Source organism: Fluviispira sanaruensis, assembly GCF_004295685.1.
Taxonomy (GTDB): domain Bacteria; phylum Bdellovibrionota_B; class Oligoflexia; order Silvanigrellales; family Silvanigrellaceae; genus Silvanigrella; species Silvanigrella sanaruensis.
In genome coordinates this window covers 3059225-3072558 of record NZ_AP019368.1, presented here as the reverse complement: position 1 = coordinate 3072558, position 13334 = coordinate 3059225, and the positions used below count along the sequence as shown (strand labels likewise).

At 33.0% G+C, this 13334-nt stretch carries 16 protein-coding genes; 8 read left to right on the top strand and 8 right to left on the bottom strand.

Annotated elements, in window-relative coordinates; genetic code table 11:
- The first annotated feature begins 319 nt into the window (after positions 1-319).
- Positions 320-1579, top strand: a complete 1260-nt coding sequence (locus EZS29_RS12940) for an ATP-grasp domain-containing protein (RefSeq protein WP_130611502.1) — start codon at positions 320-322, stop codon at positions 1577-1579.
- A gap of 79 nt (positions 1580-1658) precedes the next feature.
- Here EZS29_RS12940 and EZS29_RS12935 read toward each other — a convergent pair whose 3' ends face one another.
- The 4 genes from EZS29_RS12935 to EZS29_RS12920 form a co-directional block, all read right to left on the bottom strand.
- On the bottom strand, positions 1659-2144 hold the full coding sequence (locus EZS29_RS12935; protein ID WP_172603950.1) for an Hsp20/alpha crystallin family protein: 486 nt from the start codon (positions 2142-2144) through the stop codon (positions 1659-1661).
- Positions 2145-2282: 138 nt separating this feature from the next.
- Positions 2283-2825, bottom strand: coding sequence for a tRNA (adenosine(37)-N6)-threonylcarbamoyltransferase complex ATPase subunit type 1 TsaE (tsaE, locus tag EZS29_RS12930; RefSeq protein WP_130611496.1), 543 nt, complete (start codon positions 2823-2825; stop codon positions 2283-2285).
- A complete protein-coding gene (locus tag EZS29_RS12925) occupies positions 2825-3961 on the bottom strand; it encodes a UDP-N-acetylglucosamine--N-acetylmuramyl-(pentapeptide) pyrophosphoryl-undecaprenol N-acetylglucosamine transferase (protein WP_130611493.1) in 1137 nt (378 codons plus the stop codon). The genes tsaE and EZS29_RS12925 overlap by 1 nt, the downstream gene beginning before the upstream one ends.
- Before the next feature lie 45 nt (positions 3962-4006).
- The gene (locus EZS29_RS12920) at positions 4007-5182 is read right to left on the bottom strand and encodes a homogentisate 1,2-dioxygenase (RefSeq protein ID WP_130611490.1); all 1176 of its coding nucleotides are present in this window, start codon (positions 5180-5182) and stop codon (positions 4007-4009) included.
- A 149-nt stretch (positions 5183-5331) separates the two neighbouring features.
- Here EZS29_RS12920 and EZS29_RS12915 point away from each other — a divergent pair, with 149 nt between their 5' ends.
- Complete coding sequence (locus tag EZS29_RS12915) at positions 5332-6306, top strand: ATP-grasp domain-containing protein (protein WP_172603949.1); 975 nt, start codon at positions 5332-5334, stop codon at positions 6304-6306.
- Between the two features lie 6 nt (positions 6307-6312).
- Positions 6313-7098: a hypothetical protein gene (locus EZS29_RS12910; RefSeq protein ID WP_130611484.1), complete on the top strand. Its 786-nt coding sequence runs from the start codon at positions 6313-6315 to the stop codon at positions 7096-7098.
- Here the strand turns inward: EZS29_RS12910 and EZS29_RS12905 are convergent, their stop codons facing one another.
- Positions 7099-7383 (bottom strand): hypothetical protein, encoded by a 285-nt coding sequence (locus EZS29_RS12905; protein ID WP_130611481.1) that lies wholly within the window; start codon positions 7381-7383, stop codon positions 7099-7101.
- Between the two features lie 174 nt (positions 7384-7557).
- Here EZS29_RS12905 and EZS29_RS12900 point away from each other — a divergent pair, with 174 nt between their 5' ends.
- Complete coding sequence (locus tag EZS29_RS12900) at positions 7558-8082, top strand: MgtC/SapB family protein (protein WP_130611478.1); 525 nt, start codon at positions 7558-7560, stop codon at positions 8080-8082.
- Here EZS29_RS12900 and pdxY read toward each other — a convergent pair.
- Positions 8079-8945 carry a pyridoxal kinase PdxY gene (pdxY, locus tag EZS29_RS12895; RefSeq protein ID WP_130611474.1) on the bottom strand — a complete coding sequence of 289 codons (867 nt, stop codon included), beginning with the start codon at positions 8943-8945 and terminating at the stop codon, positions 8079-8081. The two genes, EZS29_RS12900 and pdxY, sit on opposite strands and share 4 nt — an antisense overlap.
- 103 nt (positions 8946-9048) lie before the next feature.
- Between pdxY and EZS29_RS12890 the strand changes: the two genes are divergently transcribed.
- The 4 genes from EZS29_RS12890 (at position 9049) to aguB (ending at position 12039) form a co-directional block, all read left to right on the top strand.
- Positions 9049-9441: an HU family DNA-binding protein gene (locus tag EZS29_RS12890; RefSeq protein WP_281276270.1), complete on the top strand. Its 393-nt coding sequence runs from the start codon at positions 9049-9051 to the stop codon at positions 9439-9441.
- Between the two features lie 244 nt (positions 9442-9685).
- Positions 9686-10021 carry a hypothetical protein gene (locus EZS29_RS12885; RefSeq protein ID WP_130611469.1) on the top strand — a complete coding sequence of 112 codons (336 nt, stop codon included), beginning with the start codon at positions 9686-9688 and terminating at the stop codon, positions 10019-10021.
- Between the two features lie 103 nt (positions 10022-10124).
- A complete protein-coding gene (locus EZS29_RS12880) occupies positions 10125-11171 on the top strand; it encodes an agmatine deiminase family protein (protein WP_216678678.1) in 1047 nt (348 codons plus the stop codon).
- A 7-nt stretch (positions 11172-11178) separates the two neighbouring features.
- A complete protein-coding gene (gene aguB / locus EZS29_RS12875) occupies positions 11179-12039 on the top strand; it encodes an N-carbamoylputrescine amidase (RefSeq protein ID WP_130611466.1) in 861 nt (286 codons plus the stop codon).
- On the opposite strand, the gene EZS29_RS12870 is transcribed toward aguB, so the two are convergent.
- Positions 12040-12474, bottom strand: a complete 435-nt coding sequence (locus tag EZS29_RS12870; protein WP_130611463.1) for a VOC family protein — start codon at positions 12472-12474, stop codon at positions 12040-12042.
- A gap of 80 nt (positions 12475-12554) precedes the next feature.
- Complete coding sequence (locus EZS29_RS12865; protein WP_130611458.1) at positions 12555-13328, bottom strand: RsmE family RNA methyltransferase; 774 nt, start codon at positions 13326-13328, stop codon at positions 12555-12557.
- Between the last annotated feature and the right edge of the window lie 6 nt (positions 13329-13334).

Sequence of the window (13334 nt, the reverse complement as noted above, 5' to 3'; positions counted from 1 at the left end):
ACAATTATTTTGGTGAGTTTGAACTATGCTCTCACAATAAGGCTATAATAATAGAAAATATTCGACTAAATTTATTAATTTATCCATTAACTCTTTTTTCCCTTATGGAAAATTGTCAACTTGAAATGGAGGATGTTTGATCAAAAATAATATTAGAAATTTTCTAATAATTTATGCTATTGACAAATCTATAAAAATACCATATGAGTATATTTAAAGCATAATTAGAAATAAATGTTTATACTGGCTGTTATTTGAAAGTCATTTTTTATAGTCGAAAAATTTATTTTTTGTATGAAAATAAATATGGGGGTATGAAATGAGTAAAAAATATCTTTTACTTTTAGGTGCAGAGCAAACACTTAGAGAGAGAGCTGTTGTTGCCGCACTCCAAAATTTTCCGGGAGAAATCATTTCGATTGTTAAGGAACCACGCATAAATCGAAATCGTTACTTTCATCACTGCCTACAAGGTGATCCGATGGATCCTCTCTCCAGTCTAATGGCAATCCAATCTTTTTTAGAAACAAATCCAGGTCAATTGCAAGGAGTTGTTCCTTGCAATGATTGGACTTTGATGTCTGCTGCAAGGATTGCGCATAAATACGATCTCCCATCTTTAAGTTTTGAAACAATTAAACTCTGCCGTAATAAATTTGCGATGAAAGAGAAGTTTTTGCAATTTGATCTCCCCATACCTAGGTTTGCCTTATTTCATTCTCTAGATGAATTAAGAGAAAAAGCGAAAATAATAGGCTATCCGCTTGTGATTAAGCCAAAGGATTTTGGTGGAAGTGGAGGCGTTGTAAAAGTTGAGAACGAAGGACAATTGATCTCCGCTTTTGATCACTGCGAAAAAATCCTCAACCAATATGCAAATGTATTTTATGTTTCGTTAGGTGAATATGTTGTAGAAGAATATATACATGCACGTGACGAGATTTCAGTTGAAGTCTTTGCGCAAAGAAATAAACAAACTGTTTTAGCTGTGACGGATAAATATTTAAGTTCAGAACCTTGGTTTTCTGAAATTGGGCATGTGGTTCCATCCATTTATTCCGCTTCTAAAAAAATCCATGAAATATCTTGCGCAGCTGTGCAAGCACTGGGGATTGATAAAGGTGTCTGTCATGTGGAAATGCGTATAACACAAAGCGGTGAAATTAAATTGATGGAAATAGGGGCGCGCCCTGCGGGTGATGCCATTCTCGATTTAATTGAGCGCACCTATGGTTTTAATCCCTATGAATTTCATATTGCTGCATGGCAAGGACTTTCCATTGATGAATGCAAAATATCAAATAAAGAAAAAGGAACATCTGCCATTGCCTTTTTAAAGGCGCCTATTGGCAAAATAAAGACGATCCATTTACCTTCTTATCTACCAAATTATATAACCTCGCTTAGTATTTCGGCCAAAGTAGGAGATATTTCGGAAGAGTCCATTTGCTGGCGAGCTCGTGAAGGCACTGTGGAGTTTTTTTGGAAAGACTCAGTAGATAAAGGTGAAAAATTAACGAAACATATAGAAACAGCAGAAGCCCTGTCTCAAGAAATTTTTATCATGCATGAAAATTAAATAGAAATAATGCTTTCAAAAATTAAAAAAAAGTTGGTAGCAATTAATTACCAACTTTTTTAATGAGAAAGGGGGATTTTTAGCGTATTTCTATTTTGCGAACTTCTTTTTGAGCTTCCGGTATTTTTGCTATATTAATTGTGAGTTCACCATTTTTCATTTCAGCAGAAATTTTTTCTTTATCAATTGATCTTTGCGGGAGTGAAAACGAACGTTCAAATTGTCCGTGATAGCGTTCACTAATATAGTGTTTGTCACTTTCATTATGGGTCTCGGATTTTCTTTCTCCTTTAATGGTTAAAATATTGTCGTGAATATTTACATTAATATCTTCCTTCTTAATACCAGGAAGATCTGCAGTGATTATAAAAGAATGTGCAGATTCACGCATATCTATACGAGGTGCCCATAAGTTTTTAGATTTTTGTGAAGGTAAATCAATTTCAAAATCATTGAAGAAACTGTTAAATAAGCGATTCACATCGGTTTGCAGAGAATAAAACAAATCATTTTCAGGACGATTTGTGAGCTGATTTTGTTTTTTAAATGGCTGTAAAATTGACATAATAAGTCTCCTTTTACTTAAGCATAATAAAAGATAACCCCTTCTCATCAATGTCAATGTATGCCATCTTTTTAGAAAGTAAAGGGGGGGGTATTGAAAAAGTTAATTAATAAAATTATTGAATTATAAAAAAATTATCTAAAAATGTGTTCTTTTAATATGATAAATGCGCACATCTTCTTTTTCTGCTAATTCTAAAATTATTTCAATAACTCTCTTAGGCTTTGCGCATTTTGTTATTTGGAAAAAAGCTAAATAATCATCATTTTCGATATTATAAGGCCATTCAATGACACAAAACGAGTTTTTTGGATTAAACTCTTCTTCTAATCCTAAATAAAGAAGTTCTCGGCCGGATTTGAGTCGATATAAATCGAGGTGAACCAGTTTTTTAAGTTCAGTTTCAGAATTTAATTCTTCGATATTTAAAATTGAAAATGTAGGACTGATGGTTTGTTGATGAGCGCCTAGGATTAATGAAAGTTCTTTGGTTAATGATGTTTTACCTGCACCTAAATCTCCGTCCAGAAGAAACCAATCACCAGCCTTTATAAATGTAGAGATAAAATGAGCGAATGAATTCAGATCTGATAATGAAACTTCAATGGATAATTCTTTAGCTAAATTGCTGTCGTCAAACACTTCTTGTAAGGTGTTTTTTAGATTTAAAAAGTCATCCATTATTTATTCGCCTCATATCGTAAAATAATATCCCATATCTTTTGACTCACTTTTAGGGCGGATTGGGCTGAAGGTGCAGATTCAAGTGCTAATTTACGCTCTTCCAGTGAATTCATAGTTGATTCTATCAACTGAATGGCAGATTCTTTTTGAAAAGTATTTTCATCAATAGATTGTGACCAACCTCTATTACTAAATATTCTCGCATTAACAATTTGATCTCCTCGACTCGCATGCAAACCTAAGGGAACAAGAATCATGGGTATGCGCGCAGCTGCAAGTTCAAAAATGCTGCTTGCCCCTGCCCGGCAGATAGCTAAATCAGCGAGTGCATAAGCATATTTCATTTCGTGATTTAAAAACTCATATTGTCGATAATTTTCAGCAGAAGCAATTTCCGTTTTGTTACCTTTTCCGACGATGTGAATAATATTAAAATTTTTATTTAATTCAGGAATAATTTCAAACATTTTTTTATTTAGGCTTTGCGCACCTAAACTGCCACCGAAAATTAAAATAGTTTTTTTATTCAGCTGGAAATTAAAAAATTTATTCGCTTCTTCTTTTGAAGAGCTAAATAATGATTCTCTTAACGGAAGGCCAACGTAATTTATTTTATTATGAAAAAAAGATGGCAATTTTTTAATAGTTTCCTCGAATGCAACTAAAGCTAGAAAAGAAAAAGGCAGAGTTAATTTAGTTGCAAGAGCGGGTGTAGCATCGCTTTCATGGATTATGATGGGTATTCCTCTTAACCATGCAGCCCAAACAACGGGGGCGGAGACAAACCCTCCTTTGGAAAAGACTGCAGATGCTTTTATTTTATTAAGTATAAAAAATGCTTGAATAAAGCCAAAAAAAATTTTGAAAATATCGAAGAAATTTTGTAAACTTAAGTAGCGTCGCAATTTCCCAGTGGCAATCGAGTGGTAATGCCAAGTAGGTTGATTCAGTAATACAAGATCTTTTTCCATGCCTGATTGAGAACCAATATAATGAACTTTCAAATTATTCTCTTGAAACGCCTTATTTAAAGGTGATTTGTCGCCTTCAAATAAGGCAAAATGCGGCCATACATGACCCGCTGTTCCGCCACCCGTAAGTACAATTGAATATTTTTTTTCATTATCTTTCATATGAATTGCCAATTCTTTTAATATTTGCTTTAGATTGAAACAACTTTATAGATGCTCATGTGAATCCCAAGTATAGTGATACTTTTTGTCCTCAAGCATCGCTGCTGCTTCAGTTACAAACAATGGCTCAAAAGTGTCAACCATAATTGCTAATTCTTCTGTTCTTTTTGCGCCAATACTTTGCTCGTATCTTTCGGGGTGAGGGCCGTGTGGAATACCAGAGGGATGAAAACTAATAGAATAATTTGAAATTCCTTTTCGACTTGTGAAGTCTCCACTTATGTAAAAAATAGCTTCATCGCAGTCGATATTTGAATGCGGCCATGGGCATGGAATTGCTTTGGGGTGATAATCTAAAACCCGAGGGACAAAGTTCATAATATAAAAATTATCGCCGCTAAATGCTGTGTGCACTGTTGGGGGAAGATGTACAGAACTCGTTTTGGGTTGATAACTATGAATAGAGAAAGAAAATGGCCAATACCATCCATCCCAGCCGACCACTTTGTACGGAAAGTCTGTGTATTCATGTTTTGTTAATACATTATCTTTTTTTATAATAATTGGATAATTCTCATTGCATTTGAGTTCCATTAAGCGACTCGGTGCATGAAAGTCGCGATGATTGTATGGAGCATCTAATTTAAATTGTCCTTGCGCTAAACGAAATTCTTTTGGGATACCAAAATTATTTTTTCCTTCTACAATAAACATATTACTTTTTGCACTTGGCAGAAAACGATAAGGAATTGCTTTTGGAATAAATAAATAATCGCCTGAAGCATAATCAATTTCTCCCATGACAGTTTGGAGAATTCCATTGCCTTCTGTAACAAAATAGAGTTCATCGGCATCCGCATTTGCAAAAAAGAAATGATCATTTTTTGTTTGATTTAAGATGCCCACCGAACATGTATTATTTACAAGAAGTGTTGCACGTGCCTCTAATAAATTTCCTTCTTTAGAATAATTTGGTGTCTTAAAATGCCTTCTTTTCAACTCATTGTTACTCAACTTATTGTAGCTAGGAAAAAATGGATTTTCTGATTTGTAAATTTCTGCATTAACTTCATGAGTAGGAGCTCTTTTTTGATATAGAATTGAATAATTATCATTAAATCCATTGCGAGTGATCACATGTTCTGCAACCATTTTACCTTCAAACTCACAAAAAGTATGCTGTTTCTCAGAGATATAACCAAGTTTACGATAATCAATCATAAAATCGACTCCTTTTAAATATCTGTTAATATGAAATATAATTGTAACACTTTATTTGATGCATCAGCAAGGCTTTCGTTGCTTTTCATAAGGGATTGTTATAATCTTTTTTAGCAAAAGTATGAGTTTGTTTGAGGAGTAAAATAGCATTGCAAAAAAAAGTACTCGTGATTGCTGATAGCATAAAAAAAGTGAATGTTTCTTCAGATTCAAGTTTAGCTTTAGCTCAGGTAGCTCTTGAAGATGGATTTGAAGTTCATTGGTGTGAAAGTCATGATATTCATTTTTATAATAATAATATTGTTATAAAAAATATCATTGTTCTGCAAACAATTTCTCAGCATGAAATTAAATATGAACCTAAAAGTGGAAATTTATTTCAATTATCTGATTATCCATATTGTTTTATCAGAAAAGATCCTCCTTTTGATGAAGAATATAAAGATCTTTGTTGGATTTTATCTGCCCAGAATAAAGTAAAAATATTAAACCCTCCAGAAGCGTTGTTGGCATATCATGAAAAAGCTTTGCAGTGGCGTGCTTTTTCAGAAGGAATTATAACTGAAAAGAATTTAGTGCCCACCTGTTTATCTACTGATATAAATGTAATTAAATCTTTTTGTTATGAACATTCTGAACTCTTTTACAATGGATATATATCTAAACCATGGTTGGGTCATGGTGGTGAGAGCGTTGAATATTTCAAAGACAAAACAGCATTTTTTTCATATATAAATCTTAAATTAAAAAATGAAAGTAATTTGCAAAAACTGATGATACAACCTTTTTTAAAAGAGATATATGAAGAAGGTGATCGGAGAGTTTTGGTTGCTGGTGGTGAAATCATTTGCGACTTTGTGCGCTTACCTGGAAAAGGAAAAGTAGCATCGAATTTGGCGCAGGGCGGAACTGCTGTGCTAAGAGAAATGACAAAGGAGCAAAAAGAATTGTGTCAAAAAATAGCTCTTTTTCTTAAAGAAAAAAATATTTATTTAGCTGGTCTCGATGTCATAGGCAATCGAATTGGAGAAATAAATATTACTTCTCCAACTGGCTTTAGAACATATGAAATGCTCACAGGGCATAGTTCTGCAAGAAAAGCTTTTCATCTTATGACGAATTGAGTTTTTATGTTACATAAATTTACAAATGCATTTTTAGTTATTTTGCTATTTTGTTCTTGCACGACTTTACGTTCACGTAAATTAGATAAAGTGCCAGAAGATGAAGCGATTCAACGGATTTCTGCTACCATTGCTTCTCTCTGCAGTTCTAATAATAATCCCCAATTTTTGGCTGATATCAACTCTTCAAATTTTAGAGTTCCTTCTTTTCAACTGGAAGCCATTTGGGAAAATAAATTTAATCGTTTAAAAGGGAGTGTGATTGGTCCTTTGGGTGAAGAGTATTCATCATTTGAAGTGAATAAAAATAAAATTGATTATACATTTCAAACAGAAGCTATTTTAGACACTGACTCTCTAAATCAAATGACATCTTTGTTTGCAAAAATAGGATCCAAAAATCTGCGTGAATTTATTTGTGGGGGGTACGCATTTAAAAAAATAAATAGTAATGACGGTATATTTGTAGAAGCTAAAGAAGATGAAAAAAATAAAATTTATACAGAACAAGACTTAAAGCCGATTGAAAATAAAAGACAATATATTGCAATTTCAACGGTAAAAATATCAGATAATGAAATCGAAGTTCAAAGCAATTTAAGTTTAGAGCGCAAAGGTTTAGGCTATACACTTGTAATGAATAGCCAATTTTATTACGGTCTTTTTTCAAATGAAACTGATGTTTACGTTCGCTGGGCTGGGTATGTTTTAGCAGATAATATTTATCCATCAGAATTGACATTTAGAATTGGATCAGATGTTTATACGATTAATTTAAGCGAATATCAGTAATTATTGTTTATTTGTGATTACTGCAATAGTATTTTCTTTGTTTTTATTTGTTATTTTATCATCTTCTACTTTTGATTTTTTTGTATTAAAATTTTCTAACATAGATTCAAGCGTTGAAAATGCAATATCAAATTCCTTATCTGATAAAGCAGATATTTTACTCATAAGTCTTTGCAAGTGTGTGTATTTTTTTTGGGCAAGACTATTTGATTCTGCTCGACAAGCCTGATCGCCCATATGTCTTGCGAGATCTTTTTCATCAATATTATTTTTCTTAACGGACATAAACCACCTAAAGGCAATAAATTAATTTGCTTAAAGTGATTCGTCATTTGGCTTTTGAAAATAAATTTTGAGTCATATCTTTGGCAAAGATAGAAAATTTTTCTAACACTTATTCTATGAAATTGAGAAAATAGTAAATAATCAAAAGTAATTTATTTGTTTTAAGGTAAATTTATGTTTAATGATTTGACTCTTACAGTGCATTATATTCCTGAACTTGATGTCCTTATTTTTTTATTACCAAAAGTTGGAGTTGCATTATTTGTTGGTACTTTAGTTGGGATTGAAAGAGAGTATCGCGGTAAACTTGCTGGAATTAAAACGAATGCACTTATCTGTGCAGCCTCTGCTCTATTTACTGCCGTCTCATTGTTGATGAGTGAATATGAAAGCTCAAATCCTGTTATCTCTGCAGATGTTACTCGGATCGTCGCGCAAATCGTATCAGGTATTGGTTTTATCGGGGCAGGAGCAATCTTTAAATCAAGCAGTAAAGTGCAGGGATTGACAACGGCAGCTGTTATTTGGACTGTGTCAGCGCTTGGAATATTAATTGGCTTTGGTATCTTTTTATCAACAATCCTTATAACGATTGGTTTGATCTTCTTCCTCTCACTCACTTCTTATATTGAAAAAAGATTTTTTAAAAACCGCTCTTCGAAATCGAGTGGGGCTTCCGGACCAGGAACTTTGGACTAACTAATTTTAACTTTTTTTGCTTTAAACAAATGTTTTGGATTCACAAGAGAGTTTTGTGCTTGTACAAGAACGAGTTCTTTTGCTGAAGCATTTGCTGTTTTCAAAATGACTTCGTAAACTCTAGAAATAGTTGCCTCTAAAGCTTTCTGAGTATTTTTCTTATATTTTAAGTAAAAATGAGTGAATAATGCTGCGGTCAAATCGCCTGTGCCATTTAAAGTAATAGATATATATGGAGTTGTTGCAATATAAACTGAATTTTCATTGACAACAAGCATGTTGATATTTGTTTCTTTTGTCTCTTTAAGTAACAGACTTGTTATAACAACAACTTTTGGGCCTTTTTTCATAACTCTACGTGCAGCTGCAACAGCTCCTTCAATTGAATCAAATTTTTTATCGCTTAAGTATTCTAATTCAAAATGATTTGGAGTAATAATGTCTGCGTATTTTAGCATTTCTTCTTTAAAAAATTCAGGAATTCCTTCTTTAACAAAGAACCCTCTGCCTATGTCGCCCATAACTGGGTCGCAACAGTAGAGGGTATCTGGTTTCAATTTCCTGAGTTCTTTGATTGCTTCTATCATAACTATTCCGAGCTCTTTTGAGCCCATATAACCACTTAAAAGAGCATCGCAATTTTTTAGAACACCTCTGTCCTTTATCCCTAAAAAAACTTCTCTTACTCCTTCTATGTCAATTACTTTACCTCTCCATTGTCCGTAGCCGGTATGATTTGAAAAAAGTACTGTATGTATAGGCCAAACTTGAACGCCAAGTCGTTGTAAAGGAAAGGTAACAGCGCTGTTACCGACATGGCCGTAACTGACACAGGATTGTATGGAAAGAATAATTTGATTCATTGTTAATAGCTCCTAGAAAAGATTTCTTCACAACTTAGCTTCGTGAAGTTTTGACTATGCTACATTAGCAAATTAAAAAATTATACTTTTCCTCTTGATATATATGTCGATTCAGGCAATTATAAACGGAGTTTCATTTAACCACTCACAAGAGAGGATGTGTATGACTAAAAGAAAGGTTTCGACTGTATCTACTTCTGCGCTAACCGTTGAAGTTTCAACTCGTTTTGATCAATTACCAAAAAAATTAACGAAAGAAGTCATTGCTGCTTTTCTTGATGCAATTGAAGATCATGTTGCTGCAGGAAAAAAAGTACGCATTGATAAACTTGGGATTTTACAAGTAAAAGATCGCGCTGCCCGTAAGGGAAGAAATCCTCAAACAGGTGAAGAAATTAAAATTCCTGCTTCTAAAAAAGTAAGTTTTAGAGTTGCTTCGTCTTTAAAGGAAAAAGTTGGAGTCAAAAGAAAGTCTTCTGTTAAGAAGAAAAAGTAAGAAAAAATTGACTTTTACAAATATAAGCTGGCAAAATTTATTTTTTAGCCAGCTTTTTTATGTAAATTTATTAAGATATCAATATTATTGATTAAATATTGATTTTACTTGCTTTCTTTTGCATAAAACTAAGAATTTATTTAGATTAAACTGTAAAAAGTTTTGACAATCCTTCGGTCTCAATAAAATACTTTTTTATGTCGATATAGAAAGAAGTTAAATATAACTTTTTTCAGGGGTTTTTTTGAAATTTAAAGTGAAGGATAAAGTAAAACTAGCCCGAGGAGTTGAATTCAAAAATGTAGAAAGCTGCATTTTAAGGGTTATTGACTATGCAACTTTCTTATTTGAAAAAGAAAACTTAGAAACGAATTGGGCTCATTTAGAAGCGAATAAAGTGATTTTTGGTTATCCCCATCATTTTTTAAATGGCTCAACGGTGGCCCAATGGATTGCAGGTGGTGGGGATGAACGACATGCCTATGATGCTGTAAAAGATTATGTGACGGAAGCTAAAAAAGTGGTGGTCGAGAAAAAGGTTTTAAAAACAGTTACAGCAAAAGTTTTTCGCAGCGGTTAATTAAAAAAAACTCATTCTAGACTCAATTTTCTATCTGATGTATATCAAATTTGGGTATTTTTATTTATAAGCCTGTTTTTTATTTCGAAAAAAGGAAATTTTGATGTCTCAAATACGGAAAGATATACCTTATAATATTGGTTTTTCCATGCCCGCTGAATGGGCTCCTCATTCAGCTACTTGGACAAGCTGGCCTTTTGATGAAGATATTTGGTATGGAAAGTTAAACTCTGTAAGAGAAGAATTTACCAACCTTGTAAAAACAATTGCGAAATATGAACATGTTCATCTGCTGGTGAACAATAAAGAAACTGAATTAGATGCTAGAGAACGACTGGGAGAACTCAGTAATATATCTTTACATAGAGTTTCGTTAAATGATGTCTGGTTTAGAGATAATGGTCCTATTTTTATATTAAAAGAAAATAAATTGAGTTTTGTGAAATGGGAATTCAATGCCTGGGGACAAAAATTTAAATGGGAGCTAGATTCTCTTGCGCCTTATGAAGTTGCTAAGATTCTCAATATAAATTTCTTTAATTCTCCTGTTGTTATGGAAGGAGGTTCTTTAGATAATAATGGTAAAGGTATATGTTTAACTACAAAACAGTGTTTATTAAGTAAAATGAGAAACCCAAAACTTTCTCAAAGTGATATAGAAAAAAGTTTAAAAGAATATTTGGGAATTAAAAAATTACTTTGGTTAGAAGATGGCCTTGAAGGCGATCACACAGATGGACATATCGATACTATTGTTAGATTTGTTGATGAAAAAACGATTGTTTATTCTATCACTGAAGATAAATCAGACAAAAACTATCATGTTATGCAACGTAATTATGAGCTGCTTAAAACATTCACAGATCTCGAAGGGAATTCATTTAAACTTATTCCTTTAGTTTTACCTAAACAAAGAATTGAAATTGAGAGTCAACGTTTGCCTGCAACCTATGCAAACTTTTATATTGGCAATCATTTTGTTGTTGTTCCCTTATATCAAGATCCTCATGATGAATTGGCTCTTAATACTTTACGTCCACTTTTTCCTGGTCGTGAAGTGATTGGCTTGAGTTCACGGGCCATTATAAATGGTGGAGGATCCTTTCATTGCGTGACTCAGCAACAACCAGCAGGTGATATTTGGAGATAATTGATTGATGCAAAGAAAGATTAAGCTTGCTCTTATTCAAATGAGCATGACAAATAAGATCGATGAAAATATTCAAAAAGCAATTAAATTCATTGAAGAGTGCGTTCATAATAATGCAAATATTATTTTATTACCTGAACTCTTTGAAAATCATTATTTTTGTCAAGAGCAATATGATCATTTATTTGAGTTAGCGAATGAAGTTGAAAATCATCCTTTTCTTGCTCAATTTCAAGAAATTGCTCGCACACATAAGGTTGTTTTACCTATTAGTTTTTTTGAAAAATCGGGGCCTGCATATTATAATAGTCTTGCTATGATCAATGCCGATGGCTCTATTCTTGGTATTTATCGTAAAACACACATTCCTGATGGCCCTTGTTATCAAGAAAAATATTATTTTAATCCTGGTGACACGGGTTTTAAAGTTTGGAAAACTGTGTATGGCAATATTGGTGTAGGAATATGCTGGGATCAATGGTTCCCTGAATGTGCACGGAGCATGGCTTTGCAGGGTGCAGATCTCTTACTTTATCCCACTGCAATAGGTTCTGAACCTCCTGAGGCACATGCCATCGATACAAAAGATATGTGGCAAAGAGCTATGCTTGGGCACGCTGTCTGCAACTCAGTGTATGTGGCTGCAAGCAATCGGATTGGCGTTGAAAAAAATATGAACTTTTATGGCAGTTCATTTATCTGTGACTTTACGGGTGAAAAAATAGCAGAAGCAGAACGCACGAGTGAAAAGATTATTTATTCCGAACTTTCTTTTAAAGAAGCGCAGGTATTTCGAGCTGGAATGGGTTTTTTTAGAGATAGAAGACCTGAGCATTATCAGAAATTATTAGGACTTGATGGCAAGTGATTATTTTTGATTCTTCCGCATTTTTTTAAGTTCAATCGCCATCTTTTTTTCATTCATCCAGAACAATTCCCAAATATGTCCGTCTAAATCTTCAAAACTTTGTGAATACATATAACCTAAATCTTGGGGATCACGACTCTTGGATGCACCCGCTTTTAAAGCTTTACTCATAATAGAGTCGATCTTTTTTTTGCTTTCAAAAGAGATGGCAACAAGCACTTCGGTGCTATTTTTAGCATTGCTGATGTGTTTTTTTGTAAAGTTTTTAAAAAAATCGTTGCTGAGTATCATTACAAAAATATTTTTTCCGAGAGCCAAGCAGGCAGCGTTATTATCAGTATATTTTTTATTAAATTTAAAACCAATTTTTTTAAAAAAATCTTTGGATTTATTTAGATCTAAAACAGGTAAATTAACAAAAATTTGTTTAGCCATGTTTTTTTTCTTTCATATTATTTCTTACAATTTAATATGGTATTTAAATAAATGCTAGAGACATAGAATTGACATTTTTATTACTGGTCATTTTTAAAATTTATTATACTGCCTAGTGCACTAAGAACTGCACTAGGAACTCTGAGTATATTATTTCCTAAAGAAACAGAATGCTTTGTTAAAGTTTCATGAATAAATAAACGCTCTTTATCAGAAAAACTTGCTTCAGGACCGATTAAGAGACAAATTTCTTCGAGATCTTTTTTGAAGTGTTCACGTAAAACTGTATAAATTGAATTTTGAATTTTGCCTTCATATATGTGGGATTCATCACAAAAAAGGATCAATCTATTTTTATTATTTATATTTACATTTTTTTGAAAAAGTTCAATTAAATTATTGTAGCAAGATATTTTTGCGGCAAAGGCACTTTTACTAATTCTGACAGCTTCTTGGCTTATCCGTTCCATTTTTTCTATTTTTATAGGGCTTTTAACCGCAGATTTATCAGCTTTAAAAATATGAATGTGGTCAACTCCAAGCTCTGACGCGCTAGAAACGACTTCTTCTAGGGTTGCAGGTTTTGGATAGGCAAGCCAAAGATGAATTTCGGGCGCAGATTTTTTGACTTCAGTTACTTTGTTTATTTTAATAGAAATTGATTTTTTATTTGCGGACTCAATGCAGCCAATTGCTTTTAATCCTTTGCAATTGGTAATTTCAACTTCATCTCCAGAGGATAGACGTAATACATGAAAAGCATAGTGATGTTCGTCGTCTTTTAATATTACTTCGCTCTGAGCTTTGGATAAATCAGCTTGGATTAATGTCCAGCTTTGTTTTTGTATACTCATTTTTTC